This is a genomic window from Wolbachia endosymbiont (group A) of Epagoge grotiana (assembly GCF_947251775.1).
Lineage (GTDB): Bacteria > Pseudomonadota > Alphaproteobacteria > Rickettsiales > Anaplasmataceae > Wolbachia > Wolbachia pipientis.
Map to the genome: position 1 here is coordinate 1,205,791 of NZ_OX366387.1, position 25,536 is coordinate 1,231,326.

Here is a 25,536-nt window from a genome sequence, read left to right on the forward strand (position 1 = left end):
CTATCTATATGATATCATTCTCATTTGACTGTACATGAGTATCCAAAGACTCTGAGTCTCCTTGTGCAATATTATGCACATCGCCTGCTACATCATCTGACTCTTCTGTTTTTCCTGTAATATAATTATAAAATTTTTTCACAGGTTGAGATATATATTTGGAAAAAAATCCTTCTTCGCTCATATTGCTTACTCCATAAAATTAACAACTTATCATTAGCATATAAATAATAGTATAGCAAAAACTATTTTGTGCTAAGATAGTGATGTTTTATAATGAGTATATTACAAAATTATTAACATTCGAGATCAAAATTAAGCCAACCTGCTTAATACTAGCCTTATAAAATAAGCGATAATTAAATATACCGCTGCAACAAGTATAATTGCAGGTCCAGTTAACAAATCAAAACTTGCAGATAACATGAGACCTGATATCCCAGAGATCACAGAAAAAACTGTTGCAACAATAATCATCTGCATTGGAGTTTTCGAAATGAGCCTTGCAGATGCTGCTGGTATTAGCAAAAATGCAGCAATGAGTAATATTCCTATTAGTTGGGCAGAAATTGCTATAAATATAGCAAGAGTGATTAAAAATTCTAGTCTAACAAAGGTAACATTAATTTTTTCAACTACTGCTAAATCTTGATTAATTGAAATCATTAACCAATAACGCCATCTAAATATTAATATCAAAGTAACTATTAGAGAGGTTAAAAAAATCGATATTATATCACTTTGATCGAGCGTTAATATATCACCAAACAGTGAGCTAATAATACTATTATTGCCAGATGGAAGAAAAGACATAAGTATTAAACTCGATGATAAAACTACATTGGTAACAATGTTCAATATCGTATCAGCAGAATATAATCTGTTAAAATTAAGAGAAAGTAGTATAGCAAATGTAATTGCAATGAGCATTATGCTAAGCGATGGGCTAATCTTAAAGATCAAAGCAAGTGCAATACCAAGCAATGAAGAATGGGACAAACTATCACCAAGATAAGATAACCTTTGCCATATCATAAACGATCCTAAAGCGCCTGTTACTAGGCTAATTACGACTACTGCAACTAGACTGTTGATGAAAAAATCCTGGGTAAACATTTCAAACATGCTATATGGCTATTAGATAACTGACAACAAATCTATCTTCGGATATCAGAATATTATGGGTTCTGCATGCAGAACCTGTTGTCATAAATTCAAAATTTAAACCTTTTTGTTCCATAAGATAGGACTTCACTGAAGAACTTAGTATATTGCGTGTTTTACCAGTACCTATTAACAAAATTTCTATTTCCTCTGTTAAAAAAGATTCAAAATACTCCTTGCTGTTTATATCACTTTCTTTCAATTTAATCACCTTTTCAGGAAAAATTATAATTGAGCCGCAATATTCTCTATTATTCACCAAAAATTTTCCTTCCCTGTAACCATTTATAAGATTTTTATTCTCGGAAATTAAGGGCATAAGTCAAACTATTAATTGAGTGTCACATACCCACCATTCTGGTTGCTTTTTTCCGATATTAACTGCAGCAGCTTTTGCATTTTCCTCACTATCGAATATTCCAAAACATGATACACCACTGCCTGACATGCGAGAAAGTATAGAGCCTTCTTGTGACTCAAGTGTTGATATCACATCCTTAATTTCAGGTACAAAGCTTATTGCTATTTCTTGAAGATCGTTTCTCGTCTCTTTAAGAAGCTTCAACAAATCCTTTTCAGCGTCATCGCTCCATTTAATTGGCTCAGAAAATTTTCCTTCATGTTTGGAAAATACATCTGGTGTACTCAAAAACCTTTTTTTCGGTTTCACAAGCACCACATTTGTAGGTAAAGAGAATTTTTTAATGTGGCATAATTCTTCGCCAATACCTCTAACAAAAACTGGCTTGCTATCTACGCTTGCGGGAACATCAGCACCAACGTTTAAGGCTATTTCATTTAAAATCGTCCTATCAATCTCCCACAGCTTCCCTAGCGTACGTACCACAGCTCCAGCATCTGAGGATCCGCTACCAAGTCCTGCAGCAATTGGTATGTTTTTTACAACCTTTACAGTGACTTTAGTGCGTACAGGAGCATGCCTAAGCAGCAGATTAACCGCTTTCATTACAGTGTTATATTGGTTATTTATTTTAGACTCGGAGTTTATAAATTCAACTGTAGAGTTATCGTATCTAGAATCCTTCTCACCTACTTTTATTTCCAAAAAATTAGAGAGATTAGCAAAGACAAATAAACCTTCAATCAAGTGATACCCTGTTTCTTTTTTGTCTACAACATGCAAAAAAAGATTGATTTTTGCAGGCGCCTTTACACAAAAACTTTTCATTATATATCTTCACTAACACTATTTTTACATTATATGTATAATGCTATTCTAGTCAACTTTTATAAGGTTCTCGCACTTCTGATGAGATCAAATGCCATAAATCCTAATTTCTCTGTGTGGGTAAATGCGTCCGCTGGTACAGGCAAAACAAAAATCTTAATAGACAGAGTATTGAGACTTTTATTAGAAAACAAAAGAAATATTCTTTGCTTAACATTCACCAATGCTGCAGCAAACGAAATGGAGAATCGCATTCACAGCATACTCAGTAAGTGGGCAATATGTTCAGATAGTGTGTTGGCAGCAGATCTAGAACAACTAGATTTCTTTCCAATGTCATCCCAGTGCGTGACACTGGGATCCAGAAAAAATAAAGATTATTTAACAAGAGCAAGAAGGCTTTTCTCTGAACTGGAAAATCTTGGTCTAACTATACAAACCATACACGCTTTCTGTTACAAATTAATCTCCAGCTTTCCTATAGAAGCTGGCATTGCTCCAAATTGCACGCTGAGCGAATGCAAAGAATTACATTCCATCATATTCAATAAAGTGCTTCATAACGAAACTGTGCAGGATGATATCAACCTTATTGCAACTGAAATTGATGAAAATAAACTACGCGATTTGCTTTATACTTTATGTATAAAAAGATCGATATCAGCAAATGATTCGAAATATATCAAAGATAAATTGAGCGCCCCAGATGAAATTCATGACTTACAGAGTGAAACAATCGAGCACGTGGAAAGACTAGCCGAGATATTAAGTGAAGGCAGTAAAAGAGATCAGAGTTATAGTGAAATACTTTATTCTACTGTCATCCCAGCTGGGATCCAGAAAAAAAGAACCAGTGTCAGCTACTCAGATGACACCGGAATAAAGTGGAATGACACCAAAATAGAAAACCTAGCCAAGGTATTTCTAAAATCAGAATCGCACGAAAAAAAGAGCATATCATCCATTGCAACAAAAAGTATTTTGGAGAAATTCAAAGATGCAGAGCAAATAATAGAGAGCGTTCAGAATGTAGTATTTACCCATATAAGAGACATGAACTCTTATCAAATATTCAAGAAAACCAGTAGCTTACTTGGTGTATTTAAAGTATATGTTGATTTGTATAATAGTGAAAAATCAAAAAATGCACTGCTTGACTACAATGATATAATTGACTTAGCAACAAATCTTCTCAGCAATCCAAACTATAAAGATTGGATATTGTTTAACTTGGATCAAAAAATAGATCACATCCTTGTTGACGAGGCACAAGACAATAGCATCAGCCAGTGGAAAATTATAACAAATCTCTGCGATGAATTTTTTGCCGGTAATGATGAAAAGCGAACCTTATTTGTAGTTGGTGACGTAAAACAATCCATATACAGATTTCAAGGAGCAAATCCCCATCTATTCAACTATATGCAACAATACTTTCATACGAAAACTGGTGGTAGAGATTGGATATCATGCCAACTTGAAAAGTCATTTCGCTCAACTCCAGAAGTTTTGATGCTTGTAGATAGAATATTTAATAACTTCCGCGCAGAAATATCTTTTAATGATAATGAAATAAAACATGTTCCACATAGAGAAAATGACCAAGGATATATTGAAATTTGGCCAGCGTTACCAAGGCGCAAAGAGAAAGAACAGCGAGCTTTACAAATTCCTCTGACATGCAAGGAAGGTTATACAATAGCAGATCGATTACTTGCTCAAACAATAGCTAACAGAATTCACAATTGGTTAAACGAAGGGCGGATTTTAGTCACTAAAGATCGCCATATAGAGCCAAGAGACATTATGATTTTGGTGCGACAACGAAACGTGTTAGTTGATTACATAATAAGCGAACTTAAAAAAGCAAATGTGCCAGTTGTAGGCCGGGATTATTTTAGAATTATGAACTATATAGCCGTGCAGGACTTAATAGCTTTGGCCGAATTTTTACTCCTCCAGGCAAATGATTTAGCTCTTGCAAATGCTTTAAAATCACCGCTATTTAATTTCACCGAGGATGATTTATTTAACATTGCATACGACCGTAAAGAGCATTCACTATGGGAAAGAATTCACGATTATTCTGTGGTTATCTATAGTGAATTAAACTATCTCATTAACTTATCTCGCATAGAGTCTCCTCTTGCACTATTTACGCATATATTACGTACAGGTAAGAAGAAATTTGCTGCAAGGCTAGGTCTTGAGTGCTTTGAGGTCCTAGACGAATTTATGAACCTCGTGTTGCAATTTGAAAACCCATCTCTTCAAGCGTTTGTTCAATGGATCAAGGAGAATAATCCGGAGATTAAGAATGATATGCAATCAGAACGCAATGCTGTGCGAATAATGACAATTCACAAATCAAAAGGTCTGCAAGCTCCCATAGTATTTTTGGTTGATACAAACACAGTGCCAAGAAACAGTGAAAGCATTATCTTTGATGGAACGGAAGCACCATTTTGGTGTGGAAAAAACAACAACGCTTATTGCGATCAAGTAAAAAGAGAGAAAAAACTAGAGGATTATAATGAATATTTGCGTTTATTATACGTAGCACTCACGCGTGCTGAAGATGAGTTATACATCTTAAGTAAAGAGCCAGTGCAAAAGGGCTCTTGGTATGATCTAATCACTAAGTATGGAGAACCATATGAAAAGAAACAAAGGGGTTTACGGCCAATATTTAAAGAAAAAGTTGAAGTATTATGCGTGAATGCAAACTACCCTTACATTTATAAAAAACGTGATTACTTTGACGTTCCGGTCATTTCCCTTCCACCAGCTTTAGCCCACTCTTCGGTGTCATCCCAGCGCGTGACGCTGGAATCCAGTGAAAAAGAAGGAGCAGAATGGATCCCAGTGTCAGCTACTTGGATGACAGATGGTTATGCAAGAGGCCTGATTATTCACAGCATATTGCAGTATATGCCCAAGATAGAAAAAGAAAGGAGAAAAAATTGGGTCAGAAAATACCTTGATAACATCAGCGAAGATAAGGATGAAATTTACAGTAAAATATTAGCCTTTAATGAAAAATATGGCTATTTGTTTGACTTGGAAGGCAAATCAGAGATTACACTGAGTGGAACAATTGATGGCAAGTCAGTATTAGTACGACTAGATAGGCTATGCATAACACAAGATAAAGCAATCATAATTGACTACAAATCACACCGTAACGTTTCTGTTTCCTTATTAAATGAAATAAAAAAACAGATGTTAATCTATAAAACCTTAGTACAAGAAATATATCCAAACAAGCAAGTAGAGTGCGTGGTTATTTGGGTGGAAGATTTAACCATTCAATCTGACTTTTAACGAAACTTGATTGCAAGAAATAGCTACTACGTCATACCACCGCGAACCGTCATACCGCCACTCCTTTCTCGTCATCCCGCTACGTGTTAGCGCTTACTATTACCCACAAATAAAAACATAGTATTGTATTTACTCAAATAATTTAATTTTATTAACCTGAAAGCTTATTAGATTAAAATTATTAAACTAAGAGTTATAATTTTAGCAACTAAAAGCTGTAAATTGCACCATATAAACAGTTATTTCAAGCAAAAGTTATGCCATTAAGAGCTATGCAACAAACATTTATATTTGTGGGTAATAGTAAGGTTTTGAAGCTTACTATTACCCATAAGTATATAAATAGTAAAAAAGCTGATATTTTACTAATTCAACTTTCTATTATAAATGGATCTATGGTCTAAAAATGGAATATATGATGAAAAGAACTATAAATACTTCAACTGGCGAATGGGCAGAAAGTGAATTTGGAATTGTTAATTTTGGTGATATAAGATTAAGTAAAAGGCTTCTAAAAATAGTTAATAGTTTTGCTGAATCGCCTGAGCGTTCAATAAATCAAGCTTGTGAAGATTGGCATCAAAGTAAAGCAGCTTATAGATTTTTCCAAAACGATGCCATTTCTGAGAGAAAGATATTAGAAAGTCATATAATTAAAACTGTTGAAAGAGCTAAAGAATACTCAACTATCTTAGCTATCCAAGACACGAGTTATATCTCATATAAAAATCATAAAAAGACCGAAGGATTAGGGATTATAGCAGCAAGATTAACATCTAAAACAACTAATTTTAAAACACATGGATTAGTGATGCATACAACGTTTGCAGTTACAACAGAAGGACTGCCTATAGGATTATTGGATCAAAAAATTAGTACTAGACCCTCCTTAGCTGAAGACCTAAAAGAGTTGAAAAGAAGAAGCCATAATACTGCTGTTCCCATAGAAGAGAAAGAAAGCATACGGTGGATAGAATCACTTAAATATTCTACTAATCATCCTGGATTAAAGGATATCAAGGTAGTTACCGTCTGTGACAGAGAAGCAGATATGTATGATTTATTTGAAGTTGCTTCCACTAATCAATCTCTTTTTGTAGTAAGAGGAAATCAAAACAGAACAATAAATAAGAAGTCGACTTATTCTGAAAAAGGTGGTGAAAGGTTGTGGGATCTGATGAATCGCATGTCTTGTCAAGGAGAAATACAAGTGAATATTCCTGCTCGCAATGATAAACCTCAAAGAACAACAGTTTTAGAAGTAAAGTTTAGCAACTTTGTGATGAATGCATCAAAAAATAACGCTAGACGTAAAACCCAAAAACTTCCTAATTTAAGTTTAAATGCTGTCTATGCTATAGAAAAATACCCCCCATTTGGCGAAGAGCCTGTGAACTGGATTTTGTTGACAAATATAAATATTAATAATTTTGAAGAAGCAGTAGAAAAAATACAATGGTATTGCTTAAGATGGAGAATAGAGGTTTTTCATAAAATTTTGAAATCTGGTCTTAAAGTTGAAGAATGTAGGCTCCAAGCAGCAGATAGATTAATCCGCTTTCTTACAATAATGAGTATAATTGCATGGAGAATATTTTTTATCACACTAGTAGCTAGAACAAATCCAAATCTTTCTTGCACTTTCATACTGACTGACGACGAATGGAAGGTTTTATATACCAAAATGCTTAAGACAAAAAACTATCCTGAGACACCACCACCTATAAGAGAAATTGTGAGGTGGGTGGCCAAGTTAGGAGGGTTTTTAGCTCGCAAAAATGACTTAGAACCAGGCCCTATAGCTTTGTGGAAGGGATGGAAACGTCTCTTTGATTTAGCAGAAGGATGGAAACTTGCTCATGAATTTTATACTTGTGGGTAATAGTAAGGTGTTAGCGGGATCTCAGCATAGCTATCTTAAAGCTAAGTAATATAAGTCAACCCAGCTAGGATTCTTTTGATTGATCAAATTAATTTTCCACTGCCTTGGCCATTCTTTCAGGCGCCTTTCTCTTGCAATAGCTAAACTTATATCTTCAAACTCTTCAAAATATACAAGTTTATTTACATTATATCTTGATGTAAAACCTGAAACAATTTTGTTTTTGTGTTCCCAAATCCTCTTGATCAAATTTGCAGTTACACCAATATATAATGTGCTATTAGCTTTATTTGTAAGTATATAGATATATGATAACTTCATCTTAATCGTTTATAGCTAAAGTAACTGAGGTTTATCAACATTATACTACACCATCATGCCACAATAAATCTTACCGTCATACCACCGCGGATAGATCCCGCTAACACGTAGCGGGATGACGAGTTACTATACCGCGGCGGTATCTCAGCCGCTAACAAGCAGCGGGATGACAGCAATCTACGTCATACCGCGATTCATTCACGGTATCTCTTAGCCGCTAACACGTAGCGGAATGACGATTGTCGGTAAATCTAAGTTACTGTAGCTATAAAGGCTTTCACAACAACCTATTTTCCTTGAAACTAAAATAGCTACTGAATGTAATAATAATGTGGTCTATTAATTCTATTCCTATACTTTGGCAAGCTTCTGCTAGTTGTCTAGTGAGAGATATATCGCTATTTGAAGGTTGTGTATCTCCGCTTGGATGATTGTGAGATATTACAATGGATGTTGAACCAATCAAAAGTGCGCGCTTGATGATCTCTCTGACATAAAGAGGAGTTTGATCTACTGTACCAATATTTTGCAGGTCTTCCGCTATTAGACGATACTTTTTATTCATATAGATGACACGAAAATTTTCCTTATTGAGGCTTCCTATACTTATTCTTAAATAATCAAGCAATTTTTCCCAGTTATCGATTACCATACGCGTCAAGTTAAGAGATTGTGAGCAAATTTAGAGAGGTTAAAGTGGATACTCTAGCCCTTCTACGTTTGTCTTTTAATGAAAATCGCGACCAAGTTATAGTGAGTTTTTTAAGAAATGCTTTTAAACTATTAATTTTGGTTAATACTAAAAATAACTCTCTAACCCGCCTTTTTAGCTCAATAAATGCCTTTGTTAAGCTAAGTTCTGTATTCTTTTTCACTTCTGTGCAACCAACTATGCCGTGAAATATAAGAATTGCGCACAATTTAGCATATAGTTCACATAATACTCTGCATGGCTTTCCTTTTAGCTTATCAAGCCTGATATGGCTTTTATACAATTTAAATAATAACTCAATTTGCCACCTTACTCTGTAAATCGTTAATACTTGCTCAGCACTAATTTTATTTTCTGGAACATTAGTTATAAATATTGACCAGTTCAACAATTTTTGATTTCTTTTAGAGGATGTATATCCCTGCGATCTTGCTAATCTATTAGCTTTCCTTCTTCTGGCCATAGACTGTTCTTCAGTTAGTTTCTGACATATAATTCTTACTCTAATTTTTGCTTCTTTTCCTAACAATACCTCGTTTTCTAAAAATAACTTATCCTCTAAACATTCTAATAACTCCATTTTTTGATTTGTTTCTACATCATATATGTTGGTATCGGATTTATAACGACTTATGAAATAAGCTCCTATTTCATTGATTTGTTTAAAAGAACTTGGCACAAAATAACCGAGATCAGATATTAGCAAATCATTGCTTAATATATTACTTAAATGTTTCCTATATCCCTGGTCTGATCTTACCCCCTCCGTTAAATTAAGTTGGTCTATTATCTGATTCATGTAGTCGAAAACTAATTGTAACTTTATTCCAGACTTAGTATTGCTTTCATAGCCACTGTAGCTAGTACCATAACCTTTATACATCTCTTCCATACTGTTAGGTAGAGTAATATAGCTACTGTCCAATAATTTAACACTATTAAATTGCTGTAAGATTTTGCAATCAACTTGCAAGATATTTTTAAAGAGAATCACAGATTCATTATACATCCTTTTCATAAATTCCACTGCTTCTTCAGTAAATCTAAAATCCAAACCTTGTTTTGTTATATCTATCGAGTCCTCGTTTAGTAATTGACACATTGTTTCTACGCTACAATTATCAACTCCTATATTACCCAAGACCATGGCTTTTACGAATGATGAACCTTTTAGCTTTCTCTTTCTTTTTATAAACCTTGTTGTAATTGAGATTTTCTCTGCTTTTTCATTAAAAATTTCTTTGAGCTTTTTTGATAAGCAAGTTATTTTATTCATTGGTTCTCTCACTAAAAGTATATCTGGGAGAACTTATACCTTATTATTCTATCTCTTTCATACCTTTATTTCCTTAACTTGACGCGTATGCTACCGCCATCATGCTTATCATATATTCAAGCCCATTTTCACCGATAAAATGATGACTCAGAAGCTCCGAAAGCTTTCCCCATACTTCTCTACTTCCAGTATCTCCTTCAAATACTCGGTAGTCTATTGACCAACTTTCACGGCTTTTTCCCCATGCTACAACTTCTACTTCTAAACGATCTTTTTGGACATCAACACCTGCTGTGAGAACTACTTCGCCTTTTGGTACTGTGCCAATCTGAAAAAATTCTCTCCTGTTAAATAATTGCTTCCAATCAGGTACTTCTCCTTTATCTACCCAAGTTTCTCCAAGCGTAGTATTTATCCAAACTTTCAGTAATTGTTCACTTTCCTTTGCATGCAGAAAATCCTCTACTGCTTGTTGCCAACTATACCACCCAACTGGGCTATAAAGACTTGAAAGATGAAATCCTTTTTTCTCCCCTTCTTTTGCCCCTGTAGCTCTCCATTCTCCACGGTCTAGCATCTCTGTCTTTTGATGATTTTCTATCTTTTCACCACATTCTATACACATATAGTGTGCTGTATTTGGATTTTTATCTTCCCATTTTATTTGTGACCACTTTAAAATTTGGTAATAATTACAATGCGGACATGGTACAAAAAAATATCTCTTGTCTGTAGCTTCAAATTCCTTCTCAATTCTGCTTATTCCATGAATCGTTGGCGTTGATACTAAAAAAATCTTTCGCCGTGCAAATGTATTAGTACGGGCTATGCTGAGTAAAACTGGATCTCCTTCACCTCCCGAATCTCCTGGATAGGCATCTATTTCATCAAGAAAGAGGTATTTTACTGGCATAGATCTTAGTCCTACACTGCTATTTGCTCCGGTTATTACTACTATTCCACCTGGAAATTCCTTACTTTGTACAGTATTCCCTGAATCTCTTGATCTTGGGTCTTTTACTTTACTTTTTAAACATGGTGTACTTTCAATCAGTGGCGCAAATCTTCCTTTTGACCAACGTTTTCCCATTTCAACTGTTGGCTGTACTACTAGCATTGGACCTGGTGTTTGATCTATGATATAGCCAATCCAATTATTTCCTGCTTCTGTTCCTCCAATCTGCGCTCCTTTCATGAATACTATTTTTTCAGCCGGTGAAGAAGGAGAAAGTGAATCCATTATTTCTTTTAAATAAGGAGTTCTTTCTGTTCTCCATTTCCCTGGCTCTGATGCTGCAGTTGGTGCTAGAACTCGATACTCATTTGCCCACTCTGATACTTTAAGCTCTGGATCTGGTCTTAAACCTTCAGAAAAAGCTCTAGCGTATATCATTGTCTGCATCTACTCATAATTGACTCTATCTCAACATCATTAACAGTAGAACTACACTCTTCCAGTTCCATAAACATCTTTTTCTGAAATTCCTTTTCTATGTATCTTTTGCTCATCTCACTTATCATTATTGCTATAATAAGCGCAAGTATTCCTGTTGTTGTTGCAAAAATGATTGTACTGCTTATTGTTGTTGCTGTTAAACCTATATATGCTGCCATTGCTACTGCGCTAACTGTAATACAGATGCAGATAATATTATTATGTTTTTTCATCCTTTTATCTGCTATTTCTCTCTGTGCTATATATTTATTATGAAGGGTTGGAAAATTAACAACGGTATCTCTGCAGAGTAACGCTCCATTTTTTTCAGTAAATAAAACTTTAAGTAACTCTAAATTATTTGACTTGATTGCTAAGTGCAAAACAGGTGTATAGTTTGCTCCTTTTTTCAGTAGTAATTTTACTACATGTAAATGTCCTTTTTCTGCAGCAAGGTAAATAGGTGATAAACCTTTATTATTTACAATATCAATATCAATTTCTTCCTTTAAGATTGCATCTACAATCTCAATTTCTCCTCTTTGTGCAGCTAAATGGAGTAGACTATTCTTTTCAGAACCATACTTATTGCTCATCAAAGTCTTCTTTATCTCAGGTTTAGCGTAATCAAATGGTGTTTTACCGCTATCGTCTTTTACCAGAGGGTCTATATCTTCTCGCGTTAGTAAAACTTCTATTGTTTTTAGTCTTTCAGCATAATGTAGTGGTGTTTTATTTTCGTAGTCTTGCAAATTTACTTGAGCATTAGGCTCCTTTATTAAGGATTTGAGGATATCAAGACATAAGTCTCTTTCATCGTAATTAGTATTACTTACAGCTATATGAACAGGTGATAATTTCATCGAGTTTTGTCCTACACGTGCGCTATTTACATCTGCTCCTAGCTTTAGCAGTAACTTTACTATCTCCAACTTTTTGTTATTAACTGCATAGTGCATCGGTGTCTGATTTCGTGCATCAAAAACCTCGATTTCAGCTTTTCCTTCTCTTATCAAAATCTTTACAACTTCTGCATGTCCTATTCCTGCTGCTAGATGTAATGGCGTATGATGCAAAGCATTTCGTACATTAACGTCAATACCTTTTCCTATCAAATATCTAACTGCATTAACTTCACCTATCATTGCAGCTAAATGAAGTAAGCTATCTTGTTCTGACCCGTACTTGTTATTAATTAGCGCTTGTAATATTTCTGCTTTTTTCCCTTCTTTGGCGTAATCAAGAGATGTTTTACCATCATTATCTTCTACAAAAGGATTAATGTTCTTTTTCGTGAGTAACAGATCTACCATACTTAATTCATCAAACTCTATAGCGCAATGTAGTGGGGTTTTTCCGTTTGATCCTCTAATGTTTATATCTACCCCTGGTTGATTAATGAGGCACTTTATTAACTCCAAACTTAGGTTATCAGCCATTTTATATTCAAAATCTTTTTACATTTGAAATTTAGTGTTAGATAATTCTTCAAGTGAGTTTGTAATTTCCTCAGTCAATGTTCCATGAATCTTTTCAGTGTCACTCAGTGATGCAAGCAGCGCTGAAACTCTATTTGGAATATTAAGCAAATTATTACGGACAACTCTTGCTACATTAAATGCTTCGCGCTTTACTTCCTCTACTGCTACAAGTTCACCAATCTCAGCTTTTGCCTTTGCCTCAAGCAGTTTACCTCGTTCCATTTCATTTTTTATTCTAGTTTTTAGCAACATCGTGGAAAGATTACTTGTATTTTCTGGATTTTTCCTCCTCAGTGGCTGACTTGGATCTCTTATTGCCGCTACTGCTTCATTTGCTTGTTCTCGGTCGATCAAACCATCCTCCAACTTAACTATTCCTTTTTTTACTAAATAACAGACATATTGCTTTGAAAATCCTTGTTCTTTTGCCCATTCTGTTTGCGTTATCTTTTCCACTTTTTTCTTACTGTTTTTCTTCTTGAATTTGTGAAAAGGTTTTACCAGTACCGGCTAAAATTGCCTCCCTACCTGTGTATACTTGCCAACGTTTTATCGTTACATCTACAAATTTTGAATCTAGCTCTATTGTTCTGCAAATTCTTCCTGTTCTCTCACATGCAATCAGTGTGCTGCCAGAACCGCTAAATGGATCAAGTACTATGTCTCCTGATCTGCTGCTGTTTACTATTGCTCTCTCCATTAGCTCTACTGGCTTCATCGTTGGATGTAATGAGTTATGTGTTGGCTTATCATAAAACCACAGATCACTTTGATTTCTACCTCCATGCCACTCACGTTTATTGCCGCTTTTCCATCCATAGAGCATTGCTTCGTATTGTCTTTGATAATCAGACCTGCCTAGCGTAAAATGATTCTTTGCCCAAATGATAAATGTTGACCATTTTCCTCCTGCCTCCTCAAATACTTTTTGCAACGTTGAAAACTCTGATGATGATATGCAGATGTAAATTGCACCTTTCGTATATGCTAAAATGTGGGAACAGATATCGTAGAGAAAAAGTTCGTACTTTTCACCTTGATTATCGTTTAATATTTTTTTATCTTGGCTACCACCATAATCAACGTTATATGGAGGATCACAAACAGTAATGTCTGCCATTTTATCATCTAACAGCGCTTTATATGATTCAACTACAGAGCTATCACCACAATAGATTCGATGATCACCTAAAATCCAAAGATCACCTGGTTTTGTTATTTCTACCCTTTTTTCATCACCAACCAAGTCAGAAAAATCTTCTTTTTCACTATCTAAATCATCAAGGAAATGTTGAACTTTTTCTAATTCAAATCCTGTCATTTTAAGGTCAAACTGCAAATCTTCTAATTCTTGAATTTCCACCTTCAAAAGATCATCGTCCCACTTCGCCCAGTTAGCTGATTGATTTGCCAGTAACCGAAAATTTAGTTTGTGGTTCATTTAAATTATCACTTAAGACCACTGGAATACTCTCCATACCAAGTTTTCTTGCTGCTTTAAGTCTTAAATGACCATCAACCACAGTTCCATCGCTTTTTGCAACTATTGGTATACGAAAGCCAAATTCCCTGATTGAAGCACACATTCTATTTACTACATCATCATTTTTACGAGGATTACGCTTATATTCGACGAGGTTTTCAACAGGATAGTAGTGGATTGCTAAATTCATATAATTTAAATCCTTAATAATTAAAAAGTTAATATTCAAAATATCTCTGACGCTAAAGAAGGCCTGGGGTTGAACCCACCAAATCCGCCATTCTGGCTGAAAGGACCCACTTTTTATGGATTTTTCGTCTTATTAATATCTTTACTAATATAGAACATTAATGCCAAAGCATCGGCCTCATTATCATCTCTAGGTGAAAAACTTTTTTCACGTATCGCTTCAATAACTTCACTCTTACTTGCATTGCCTTTGCCTGCTATAAAGCGTTTTATAGTTTTAACATTAACACCTTGGTAGGGAATATTGTTCTCTTCACACCAAGCAGACAGCACTGCAAGAAACCCACCGTAGCAATGGGCTGCATCAGTTCCTAAATGTCTTCTCACCTCCTCAAAGTACACTGCAGAAATGTCTTTCAAAGAATTGAGCCAATTGCAAAAGTTTAAGAAACACATTCCACCTCCACTGAAACGGCTACCATGAAAGCTTTTGCTTCCACTTTCAATTACTCCATCTGTAAGAATTGCCCAGCCGGTTTGCTTGCCGAGATCTAGCGTTAAGATTGACGTACAAAAACTCCTTTGTGTAATTAAAGTTCAATGCCCTGTATAATATATATGTACGATGACTCGCAAATTCGTCCGCAATTTTGAAAAAAAATTAAAAAAAATTTCATATCCTGCCATTTGAGTTTTTACTTATCTTAATAACTATTTTACATAACTTATATTACGCCAATATTTATATTATTATATATTATATTTTACCTGTATTTAAATATATATATAATATATATAAGACTTCAGTAATCCGTAAATCCTCTTCACTGGCCGATTTTAGCCACTTAACTTTAGAAACGGCTTTTAGGAATAGAACATAAAAAAGACAATATTATCAATAACTTAACGATTACTGCTTTCTGAAATACTAATTAGTAATTCAGAAATTAGGTACGAAATTGGTAGTTTTTTACCTATGAAAAAGTAGCTTCAGTAGTGTATCAAAACGTTTAAATCTTATTTTAATTTTTAAAGATTTTATTCTTTTAGATAAAAAAATTATTACTACTTTTTTATAATAAATTAGTCATATAAGGTCTTGGTAAAAATCTCTATTCATGAAACTTTTGGAGTTTTTATGAAGAATTCTTATCAAGGAATCGATTCTACAATTGTTAAACATGTAAGATTTCAAGCTTCACGTCTTAAATCTAAAAGCTGTTTTATTAACGAAAGTCTCGAAGATATAGAGCAGGAGCTTTTTTGTCAGGTTTGGCAATATCTTAACCAGCACGATGAGAAAAGAAGTAGTTTTAGTACTTTCGTTGCTAGATTAGCTAATTATTGTGCTCGCAATATGTTACGCAATCAGTTGTGTCTAAAACGTAATATAATTTTTGATGATATAAACGACAATATTCCAGATCATAGGAACTCGGAAATCGAAGCGATAATTCGCACTGATATAAATAATATAATTTCAACTTTATCTGAAAAAGATAGTAATTTATGTCAATTACTTAAGGTATTTACTATTACTGAAGTTTCTGTAATAACCAAAATACCAAAGACAACTATCTATCGCACACTAGAACGAATACGCGATAAATTCTCAGTTTTAGAGAAGTTATAAGCTCTTGATTATATTTGCTCAAATTTTTTTTTTGCAAATTGCGGACGAATTGCCTAGGTCATCGTACATATATATTTAGGTACTGGGAGAAAAATGAAAATAATGAACAGCAATGAACGGCTAAAAGTTCAAACAGGTATAAAAATGGTCATCTTTGGTCCTTATGGTATAGGTAAAACTAGTCTCTTAAAGACCATAAATGAACCAACACTTTGTCTTGATTTTGAGGCAGGTTTACTTGCTGTTCAAGATTGGCAAGGGGATTCTGTAAGTATTCGTACTTGGAATGAGGCAAGAGATATTGCATGTCTCATAGGTGGTCCTAATCCTGCGTTAAAATCTGACTCAGCATATAGCCAAAGACACTATGAGCATGTATCCAGTAAATACAGAGAGCTTGCTTCGGAGTTTCTCAAGTATCGCTGTATTTTTATCGATAGTATTACAGTAGCCTCGCGTTTATGTCTATTATGGGCAAAAATGCAACCTGAAGCCTTTTCTGAAAGATCAGGAAAACAAGATATGAGAGCTGCTTACGGGTTACTTGCTCAAGAAATGATGGCTTGGCTCAATCAGTTTCAACATATTCCAAATAAAGACATCATTACAGTTGGAACTCTTGGGCAATACCTTGATGATTTCAATCGCTCGACTTGGCTACCTCAGTGTGAAGGTGCTAAAACCGCAAGTGAAATTCCTGGGATAGTTGACGAAGTAATCAGTATGGTTGGAATCAAGAAAGATGATGGTACAGAAATTCGTTCATTTGTCTGTCAGACGATTAATTCTTGGGGATATCCTGCTAAAGATCGAAGTGGTTGCCTTAATATGGTTGAAGAACCGCATCTAGGAAAACTTCTTACAAAAATTAAAACTAAAGCTTTTGCAATTCAACCTGTCACGCCCAACATATAGGAGGTTATTATATGCTACAAAACTTTTTAACTATTGGTCAAAAAATTCCTTTTTTCAGTGTGAAAGAATACTTGGACGATCGATCGCCAATACCAGAGGATATAATCTCACCAAGAATTTTAACAAAAAGAGGCTTATTGATACTGGGTGGCCCACCTAAAATCGGCAAAAGCGACTTTTTGATTTCATGGCTCGTCCATATGGCTGCAGGTGTTTCTTTTCTTGGTATGGATTCAAATAGACCTTTGAAAATTTTCTACATGCAAACTGAAATTGAATATGAATATATGAAAGAACGGTTGCAACAACTTGATAATGAACTTTTGAATGTAGCTGCTAACAACTTAATCATTACGCCAAAAGTGCACTATCATTTAATCATGATGAAATAAGTGAAATTAAGGAAATTGTGAATGAACGCTTTAAACCTGATGTTTTGGCCATAGATCCATTGCGTAACATCTTTAGCAGCGAGTATGGCAATGAAAATGATAATAGTGCTATGCTGTTCTTTCTGCAAAAGACTCTTGAGAAGTTACGCAGTGCTGTCAATCCAGATGCTTGTATTGTACTTACTCATCATACAAAAAAATTATCAAAAAAGATGCTCGAAGAAGATCCATTTCAAGGCCTAAGTGGTGCTGGATCTTTACGTGGATTTTACAGTACTGGTATGGTGATGTTTGCTCATGATGAAGAAAGCAGTGTACGCCAGATAGTATTTGAGCTTCGTAATGGTGAACGCGTGCCAAACAAACTTGTCGATAAGATAAATGGTCATTGGCAGCTAATGGAATAGCTAATTTTTCACTTTAAAATCAACTTATAGGAGAGCGTATGCTACAAGATTTTTTAACTGATTTTAATAACGCAAAACTGCAAAGCAGTTTAATACCGAAAGGTACAATAGTCAAGGTAAAAATGGCAATAAAGCCTGGAGGTTATGAAAATTGGTTCACTAAAAACTACACTACTGGCAGTATCTATTTAAATGCAGAATTTACCGTCACTGAAGGCCCATATGCAAAACGCAAGATTTTTCAGATTATAGGTATCAAAAATGGCAAAGCAGAAGGTGAAGAAGACATCTGGGGAGAATCTGGACGTTCTATGCTGCGTAGTATTTTGGAATCATCCAGAAATATTCATGCAAATGACACTTCAGAGAAAGCAGTTACTGCTAGAAGAATCAACTCTATAGCTGATTTCAACGATTTAGAGTTTACAGCAAAAGTAGGCGTTGAAACTAATAATACGTACGGAGATAGGAATAGGATTACTACAGTTATTACTCCAGAATTACAAAAAAGTTTTCAAGATGATTGGTTGCCATTTTGAAGTACGACGAAGGAAAGTTGTGGGCTGCTGTTATTACTAGAGCTATTCAGGATGCAGCAGGAAAAAACCCTAAACTTAAAAAAGAGGCTTGTCAATGGATTCGCTCACGATCTTTTGAAACTGTTTGTGAGCTGGCTAATCTTGACTGTAAACGTCTAAAAAATATGTTGAACAAATTTGGAATAAACAAGGAGAATTTTATGGATTTTTCATCTAAAAATGCTTTGAAAATAAAATCATTATTAATTAATAACATCAAAGATTGTTTATCTTATTTGTTGCCTGATGGCAAATCTTACCAAGATAAATTCTATATTGGCAGTAGAAATGGAAGTAAGATAATAGTTGAAATGGAAGGAGAAAATGCAGGAAATTGGTACAACCTGATCGAAGAAAAGAAAGGAAATATAATATACCTTTGGACTTTAGTTAAAGGTAATATAGATTCTGCTGAGACATGGTTGAACGGTAAAGATGAAAGAAGTTCCGTACTGCAAGAAAAACAAAACTCGGAAAAAGCATTTTCTGTAAACCATTACTTAAACGACAAATCACCAATGCCACAAGATATAATAGGCCCAAGAATTTTGACACCAGGTGGTCTTTTGGTCATAGGTGGTACTCCAAAGATTGGCAAAAGTCATTTTCTTCTTTCTCTATTGGTACATCTGGCAGCAGGAAGATCATTTCTTGGCATGAAACCTACAAGACCGCTAAAAATATTCTATCTACAAAATGAAATGGAATATGACTATATTAGAGAACGTATACAACAACTCAACAAACTTCCTCATTTAGCAACAGAAAACTTAATTGTGACGAACAAGATGAATTTGACCTTAAATGAAGAAGGTATAGAAAAAATAAAAAATATGGTAGAGGAAAAGTTTGATTTAGTTGTGATTGATTCTCCTTATAATTACGTTAACTATGGTCTGCAGCATGCAATAGAAAAACTACGTTCCAAGATTAATCCTATGGCTGGAATAATCATCACAAATCACACCAAAAAAGTATCTACCTCTATATTGGAAAAGAATCCATTTCAAGCTCTCGTTGGTGCTAACGCTTTAAGAAGTTTTTATACATCTGGAATAGTAATATTTCAACCCAATAAACGTACAAATATCTTGCAAGTAGTATATGAACTTAGAAACGGTAGATCTATACCAACAAAATTCATCAACAAGATTAATGGATGTTGGAAAACTGCTAATGTTATAGCTAGAGCATAAAAATTCTTCAGGTAGGTATGGATATTTATTGTTCACAAAGAAATGGACATTATAAATTATTAGGGAAGAAAGAACAATTAAGAACTCAACTCCTATCAAATATAAGGTCATGTCTTTCTTATTTACTGCCAAGAGGAATTTTTCGTGGTGATAAGTTCTATGTAGGTGATCTACAAGGCAATAAAGGACAAAGTATGATAGTGGAGTTAACTGGCAGTAAAGCCGGATTATGGCATGATTTTTCTACCGAAGAAGGAGGAGATATTTTTGATCTTTGGGCTGCTGTTACTGGAAAAAATCAATTTACTGATACGATAGAAGATATTGCTAAGTGGATTGGTTATTCGGAAAAAAATAACACTCTGGGGCAACCAACGGCATCATGGAACTATTACGATGAAAGTGATCAAGTGATTGTTACAGTTTATCGTTATAACACTGATTCAGGAAAAAGATATCTTCCTTTTGATGTAAAAAGGTCTAGTTTTACTCTACCAGAGACCAGGCCTTTATATAATATTCCAGGTATCGTGAAATCTGATAAGGTGATTTTAGTTGAAGGTGAAAAGTTTGCAGATGCTCTGATAGAGCAAGGTATGACTGCCACAACTGCAATGTTAGGAGCAAATGCACCAATAGAAAAAACAGACTGGTCACCACTTAAGGGCAAGCATGTTATTATTTGGCCAGACAATGATGAACCAGGTAAACAATATGCTGAGAAAGTTGTGAAAAAGCTTACTTTTCTTGGTGTTTTATCACTTACTCTTCTTGAAATACCGGAGAATAAACCAAAGGGATGGGATGCAGCAGATAGCGTACAAACAAATATAGATATTTCTGAATTCATTGAAAGTAACTCGAGAAAAGTAATTGTTAAGCAATTGCTTAATATTCAAGAATGGAGCGTAGAACGTTTTATAGGTCCAGTACCAGAGCAAAAGTTTCTTGTTGAAGGGTTATTTCCTTTAGGAGTGACATCTATTCTAGCTGCAATGGGAGATACTGGTAAAGGTATGCTTCTGCTTGATTTAGCACTGAAAGTTGCGAGTAGAAAAGATCAGCCATGTGGTTTTGGTCCTTTAGTTACTGAACATGGATCTGTTGTAATTTTCTCAGCAGAAGATGATATGAGTGAAATACATCGTCGTTTAGAGCGTCTTGATTCGCAATGCGAAAGATTAAAATATAAAGATAGGCTCTTTATTGTACCATTACCCAATGTTAGTGGATCACTTACGATAATAAAGAGTATTTCGAGTAAAATTATAGAGATTTCTCCTGAATTTGAATCTATAACAAAACAACTTCATAAGATAAAAGACTTAAAATTAATCGTATTTGATCCACTTGCTTCATTTGTGCACGCTGACTTAAATACTGACCCAGCCGTAGGCGATTATTTGATGTCTTTATTATCTGATTTAGCAGGTAGCACTGGAGCATCAATAATTACTGCCCACCATATGAGAAAGCCAAAAAGTGAAAAACCTATATCGACTGTTGAGCAAGCACGAGATGCCATTAGAGGTACATCTGCTCTTGTTAATGGTGTTAGGTGTTCATACGCTTTTTGGTCTGTGGAAGATGCAGCTAAACCGACAATTTTTAAATCAATAGGAGAATCTGTAAGACAGAACGCATTATTTTATGGAGCAATTGTTAAAGCAAACGGTTTGGCTGATCGCACTTTACGCACTTATTTAAGAAATGAAGAAACAGGATTGTTAGAAGACATAACTGAAAGATTAAAAATAAAAAATATGAACGAAAAAGATTCAAAGCAGCATCTTATAACTGCAATTACACGAGCAGCAATTTCTGGACATCCATTTACCCATACAGGAAGTACAGGAGTGTATAAACAGCGGCATAGACTACCTGAGGAGTTTCACAGTATAGGGAGAGATAGAATGGAGCGTATAGTTCAAGAGCTGTTACAAGCACGGAAGCTGGTTAAGGGAATGGCTACTGGTTCAAAAGAAGATAAATGGCTTGACATTCCTAGCGGACCATTTGCTCGTGGTGTTGGAAAATTTAGCTGTGGAGCTGAGCTATTCTCCTAAAAATTTTTTCTGATATAAAAAAAATATTTTGATTTTTGCGGACGAATTTTGAAGTCATCGTACATATATATAATATAGGGAGAAAAATGTCAATACTCACACAATCAGGAAGAGCAGCAATAGCAGCCAGCATAAAAGAGCAACCTCTACATCTTGCCTGGAGCAGTGGTGATGCAAATTGGGAAAGTAGCCATCAGGTCGAAAAAGTTTTTGTTGAGGGTGAAATAGCCCTAGATCACCATCCCATTAAAGACGTAAAAGTTTTTATCGGACAAACAACTTATCAGCCAAGTGTTGACTATACAGTTGATAGTAGTACTGGTCTAATAAAACGTACGGAAAATAGCTCTATTCCAGTAAGTGATAAAGTTACTGTACAGCATACTGAAAGCACACCACCTGAACCTATAAATTCTATAAAGCTCTTGAATGAACTTGGCAGACGTACTGCAGATGAAGTGCTATTCTGCACAGGTGATGAAAATGGCGAACTTATAACTCCTTCTGGAAGGTTTAGGCCCTTAAATGTACCAACTAATAACTTGTACCTTAAATTTACTTTCGATTTCACGGACGCAGCAAATCAAGTTATACGGGAATTAGGGGTTATGGTTGGTACTAAAATAAAAGAAGGATTACCTGAAGGACAGAGATATTTCGAGCCAAAAGACGTGGAAAATCCTGGAATTTTATTAGTTTTAGAACATACCGTACCACTTATCAGAACATCTGCAACTCGGGAAACTTTTTCATTTGTTGTAACTTTTTGAAACAAAATGACCTTAAATAGTTATTATAACCGCTTTAATCCTGACAAAGAGTACGAAAAAAGTTTGTTCCTTGCAGGAAGAGGTCTACAGTCTGCAGAATTAAATGAGACTCAGGAGTATGCTCTTTCTAAGCTTAAAGGCATAGGTGATGCAATATTTCGTGATGGTGATGTTATAACGGGAAGCAATTGTATTATAGATAGAGAAACTGGTAAAGTTACACTTGAAGGAGGAAAAATCTATCTGCGTGGTGCAGTTAGAAAAGTCGAAAAAGAAGAGTTTGTTGTTCCTCTTAATACTATAGTTCGTATCGGTGTTTATTACGTAGAATCTACGATTACAGAACTTGAGGATGAAAATCTTCGTGATCCTGCAGTTGGTACAAGAAACTATCAGGAAGTAGGAGCTGCAAGGCTTAAAGTTTCCACCATTTGGGGTTATCAAGCAGAAGGTCTTTCTCCACGTTTTTCTGAAGGAGAGTTTTATCCAATCTATAACATTGAAAATGGAGTATTAATAGAACATTCACCACCTCCACAAGCAAACATAGTAACTACTGCTCTTGCTCGTTATGACAAAGAAGCAAATGGTTCCTACGTCGTAAATGGTCTTGAAGTAATGTTCCTGCAAAAGGAAGAGGGGGAAGGAGGAAAAAAAATATTTGTAATTAATGAGGGCAAAGCTCATGTTGATGGCTATGAGATTGAACTTCCTCACAGTATTCGTGTTTCTTTTGATGAAGATCCGGATATAAAATCAGTTGAATCAGAACCACATACTTTTCAGCCAAATAGCCAAAGAGTAATGGAACTTAAAGTTAATGATTTTCCAATAAGTGAAATTAAAAAAGTAGATATCACTGTTCAAAAAACCATTACCATTACTCATGGTTCATATTCTGGAGCTATTGATCCGATACCTGACTCTGCAGTACTTGAGATTATTCAAGTTAAACAAGGCAATGTTATTTATGAAAATAGTATAGACTATAAGTTAAATGCAGGAAATGTTGATTGGTCATTACCAGGTAAAGAACCAGCTCCTGGAAGTAGTTACCTAATAACCTATCGCTGTCGCACTCATGTAAGCCCTGAAGATATAAGTGAACAGGGATGCAAAGTAAAAAGAGCAGTTGATAACAGCTTGGTTCTGATTGATTACACCTGGAAAATGCCCCGCTATGATTTAATTACTATCGATAGCAAAGGAGTGGTAAGAAGAATAAAAGGAATTTCTCACCCTTGGCGACCATCAATGCCTAGAGCGCCTAGTGGACAACTTTTGCTCTGCTACATTCATCAGACGTGGAAAAAAGGCGAAGGGGTAAAAATAGTGAATAATGCTATTCATGCTGTACCGATGAATGAGCTTGAAGCAATGAAAAAAGGAATAAATGATCTTTATGCACTTGTTGCACAGGAGCGTTTACGCAATGATGCAAATTCAAGAGAACCTACCACCAAAAAAGGAGTATTTGTTGATTCGTTCTTTGATGATGATATGCGTGATCAAGGAATTTTGCAGTCTGCAGCAATAGTAAATAAGGAACTAATTTTACCAATAGATGTAACGATTGCTGATATTGATGGAGGAGAAAAAACTTATTTGTTGCCATATGAACTTGAACCGGTACTGGAGCAGCTTTTACAGACCAAAGGAGAAAAGATCAATCCATATCAAGCTTTTGACCCAGTCCCGGCAAAAGTTACCATGAACAAAAATATAGATCACTGGACGGAGGTTACTACGAATTGGAAAAGTCCAGTAACCAGAGTGTTTAATGTTAAAGAAACAACAGAGCTGCTGTCAAGTACCTCATACGAAACTGAATTTATGCGAGAAGCAACTCAAAATTTTGAGATTGAAGGTTTTGCAACTGGTGAAAAGCTTAAGGAAGTAAAATTTGATGGCCTAAGCATTCAACCCATACCATAGAGGAAAAAAGTGGAAAATCAAGGACGAATAAGTGGAAAGATAAAAATCCCAGCAAACATTCCAGCAGGTACTAAATTAGTACAGTTTTATGGGGATAAAGGAAGCTATGGAGAGGCAACTTATACTGGTAAAAAAACTATTACCATAGAAGAAAGAAGAAGAGTGATCGCAGCAAGACGAGTTGATCCTTTAGCCCAAACATTTACGCTAAATGAGAGCAGACACATAGGAGGCGTGGAGCTATGGTTTGTAAATAAAGGCAAAAAACGTGTTGTTGTGCAGATTAGAGAAACAGCAGTGGGAATGCCCTCGCAGACTGTCATTGCTGAAAGCTATATTGAGCCAAAAGATATAAAGATAGATGGCACAGCAACACGTATAACTTGGTCTCCTGTCTGGTGTGAATCTAGCAGAGAATATGCAATAGTTTTGCTAACCGATGATGCAGATACAGCAGTAAAAATAGCAGAGCTTGGCAAATATGATGTAGTAAATAGCCGCTGGGTAACGAGTCAGCCATATCAAGTAGGAGTATTACTATCATCAAGTAATGCAAGTACCTGGACTCCGCATCAAAATTTAGATTTAACGTTTCGACTACTAGCTGCAAAATTTAGTGAAAATTCTCATGTTATTGATCTTGGTAAAGTCACTGCAAACAACGTATCAGATTTAATAGTTTTAACAAATGTTGAAAAAGTAGCATTTGATACCAATGTAGAATTTATCTTAACAGATGAAGAAGGGAAAGAAAACTTTTTGTCTGATAATTTGCCGCTCGCGCTGCGTGAAAGACTATCTGGAGAGTTAACAGTAAAGGCAAATTTAAAAGGTGCAAAAGAAAAAAGTCCTGTTCTCTATCCTGGGTTACAGCTAGTTCTAGGTAATCTTTCAGAGTCCGGAGATTATGTTACAAGGAGCATTACAGCAGGAGCTAACACTAAGATAACAATTACCTATGATGCGCTAATACCTGGCACTGCAGATGTTAAAGCATATGTGGAACAAAGCGTCAAAGGATGGCAATTAGTAAATTTAACATCAGGAAAACCTATTGGGGAAAATTGGGTGGAGAGAACTCATGTACTAACAAACTTTAATAGCAATGAAACAAGGGTAAAATTGGTTTTAAGTGGAACGGTTATTTATCGGCCAAAGGTAAAAAACTTGCGGGTTGTTATAACGTAA

Annotated in this window: 20 protein-coding genes and 3 pseudogenes; 11 read left to right on the forward strand and 12 right to left on the reverse strand. The window is 35.1% G+C overall.

Annotated features, from left to right (window positions below):
• Positions 1–4: 4 nt before the first annotated feature.
• From OPR50_RS05625 to OPR50_RS05640, 4 genes are all read right to left on the reverse strand, one after another.
• Positions 5–184, reverse strand: a complete 180-nt coding sequence (locus tag OPR50_RS05625; RefSeq protein WP_010082539.1) for a hypothetical protein — start codon at positions 182–184, stop codon at positions 5–7.
• Positions 185–315: 131 nt separating this feature from the next.
• Positions 316–1,125, reverse strand: coding sequence for a metal ABC transporter permease (locus tag OPR50_RS05630; protein ID WP_265023914.1), 810 nt, complete (start codon positions 1,123–1,125; stop codon positions 316–318).
• Between the two features lies 1 nt (position 1,126).
• Positions 1,127–1,483: an Mth938-like domain-containing protein gene (locus OPR50_RS05635; RefSeq protein WP_209472851.1), complete on the reverse strand. Its 357-nt coding sequence runs from the start codon at positions 1,481–1,483 to the stop codon at positions 1,127–1,129.
• Between the two features lie 3 nt (positions 1,484–1,486).
• The gene (locus OPR50_RS05640; protein ID WP_182309431.1) at positions 1,487–2,353 is read right to left on the reverse strand and encodes a 4-(cytidine 5'-diphospho)-2-C-methyl-D-erythritol kinase; all 867 of its coding nucleotides are present in this window, start codon (positions 2,351–2,353) and stop codon (positions 1,487–1,489) included.
• A gap of 81 nt (positions 2,354–2,434) precedes the next feature.
• Here OPR50_RS05640 and OPR50_RS05645 point away from each other — a divergent pair, with 81 nt between their 5' ends.
• Together OPR50_RS05645 and OPR50_RS05650 are read left to right on the forward strand one after the other, a co-directional pair.
• Complete coding sequence (locus OPR50_RS05645; protein ID WP_265023915.1) at positions 2,435–5,677, forward strand: UvrD-helicase domain-containing protein; 3,243 nt, start codon at positions 2,435–2,437, stop codon at positions 5,675–5,677.
• A gap of 415 nt (positions 5,678–6,092) precedes the next feature.
• Positions 6,093–7,559 carry an IS4 family transposase gene (locus OPR50_RS05650; RefSeq protein ID WP_264339584.1) on the forward strand — a complete coding sequence of 489 codons (1,467 nt, stop codon included), beginning with the start codon at positions 6,093–6,095 and terminating at the stop codon, positions 7,557–7,559.
• 30 nt (positions 7,560–7,589) lie between these two features.
• On the opposite strand, the gene OPR50_RS05655 is transcribed toward OPR50_RS05650, so the two are convergent.
• From OPR50_RS05655 to OPR50_RS05690, 8 genes and pseudogenes are all read right to left on the reverse strand, one after another.
• Positions 7,590–7,880, reverse strand: a complete 291-nt coding sequence (locus OPR50_RS05655) for a GIY-YIG nuclease family protein (RefSeq protein ID WP_007549156.1) — start codon at positions 7,878–7,880, stop codon at positions 7,590–7,592.
• Between the two features lie 277 nt (positions 7,881–8,157).
• On the reverse strand, positions 8,158–8,532 hold the full coding sequence (locus OPR50_RS05660) for a JAB domain-containing protein (protein WP_264339328.1): 375 nt from the start codon (positions 8,530–8,532) through the stop codon (positions 8,158–8,160).
• 10 nt (positions 8,533–8,542) lie between these two features.
• Positions 8,543–9,868, reverse strand: a complete 1,326-nt coding sequence (locus OPR50_RS05665; RefSeq protein ID WP_265023871.1) for an IS4 family transposase — start codon at positions 9,866–9,868, stop codon at positions 8,543–8,545.
• A gap of 91 nt (positions 9,869–9,959) precedes the next feature.
• Positions 9,960–11,261 (reverse strand): annotated as a pseudogene (locus tag OPR50_RS05670) (phage terminase large subunit family protein); the annotation flags it as partial.
• Positions 11,258–12,742 carry an ankyrin repeat domain-containing protein gene (locus tag OPR50_RS05675; protein WP_265023916.1) on the reverse strand — a complete coding sequence of 495 codons (1,485 nt, stop codon included), beginning with the start codon at positions 12,740–12,742 and terminating at the stop codon, positions 11,258–11,260. The pseudogene OPR50_RS05670 and the gene OPR50_RS05675, both read right to left, overlap by 4 nt.
• Positions 12,743–12,760: 18 nt before the next feature.
• Positions 12,761–13,240 carry a hypothetical protein gene (locus OPR50_RS05680; RefSeq protein WP_265023917.1) on the reverse strand — a complete coding sequence of 160 codons (480 nt, stop codon included), beginning with the start codon at positions 13,238–13,240 and terminating at the stop codon, positions 12,761–12,763.
• A gap of 7 nt (positions 13,241–13,247) precedes the next feature.
• Positions 13,248–14,457: pseudogene (locus OPR50_RS05685) on the reverse strand (DNA modification methylase).
• 113 nt (positions 14,458–14,570) lie between these two features.
• On the reverse strand, positions 14,571–15,020 hold the full coding sequence (locus OPR50_RS05690) for a crossover junction endodeoxyribonuclease RuvC (protein ID WP_265024319.1): 450 nt from the start codon (positions 15,018–15,020) through the stop codon (positions 14,571–14,573).
• A 574-nt stretch (positions 15,021–15,594) separates the two neighbouring features.
• On the opposite strand from OPR50_RS05690, the gene OPR50_RS05695 reads away from it, so the two are divergent.
• From OPR50_RS05695 to OPR50_RS05740, 9 genes and pseudogenes are all read left to right on the forward strand, one after another.
• Positions 15,595–16,089: a sigma-70 family RNA polymerase sigma factor gene (locus OPR50_RS05695; RefSeq protein ID WP_265023918.1), complete on the forward strand. Its 495-nt coding sequence runs from the start codon at positions 15,595–15,597 to the stop codon at positions 16,087–16,089.
• A 93-nt stretch (positions 16,090–16,182) separates the two neighbouring features.
• Entirely contained in the window at positions 16,183–17,004 is an 822-nt protein-coding gene (locus OPR50_RS05700; RefSeq protein WP_265023919.1) for an ATP-binding protein, read from the forward strand.
• 11 nt (positions 17,005–17,015) lie between these two features.
• Positions 17,016–17,803 (forward strand): annotated as a pseudogene (locus OPR50_RS08555) (AAA family ATPase).
• A 38-nt stretch (positions 17,804–17,841) separates the two neighbouring features.
• Positions 17,842–18,342, forward strand: a complete 501-nt coding sequence (locus OPR50_RS05715) for a hypothetical protein (protein WP_265023922.1) — start codon at positions 17,842–17,844, stop codon at positions 18,340–18,342.
• Positions 18,327–19,577: a helicase RepA family protein gene (locus OPR50_RS05720; RefSeq protein WP_265023923.1), complete on the forward strand. Its 1,251-nt coding sequence runs from the start codon at positions 18,327–18,329 to the stop codon at positions 19,575–19,577. Before OPR50_RS05715 ends, OPR50_RS05720 begins: the two co-directional genes overlap by 16 nt.
• Positions 19,578–19,594: 17 nt before the next feature.
• Entirely contained in the window at positions 19,595–21,643 is a 2,049-nt protein-coding gene (locus tag OPR50_RS05725) for an AAA family ATPase (protein WP_265023924.1), read from the forward strand.
• Between the two features lie 86 nt (positions 21,644–21,729).
• Positions 21,730–22,413 carry a hypothetical protein gene (locus OPR50_RS05730; RefSeq protein WP_264953772.1) on the forward strand — a complete coding sequence of 228 codons (684 nt, stop codon included), beginning with the start codon at positions 21,730–21,732 and terminating at the stop codon, positions 22,411–22,413.
• Between the two features lie 6 nt (positions 22,414–22,419).
• Positions 22,420–24,348, forward strand: coding sequence for a DUF4815 domain-containing protein (locus OPR50_RS05735; protein WP_265023925.1), 1,929 nt, complete (start codon positions 22,420–22,422; stop codon positions 24,346–24,348).
• A 9-nt stretch (positions 24,349–24,357) separates the two neighbouring features.
• Positions 24,358–25,536, forward strand: coding sequence for a hypothetical protein (locus tag OPR50_RS05740; protein ID WP_070356855.1), 1,179 nt, complete (start codon positions 24,358–24,360; stop codon positions 25,534–25,536).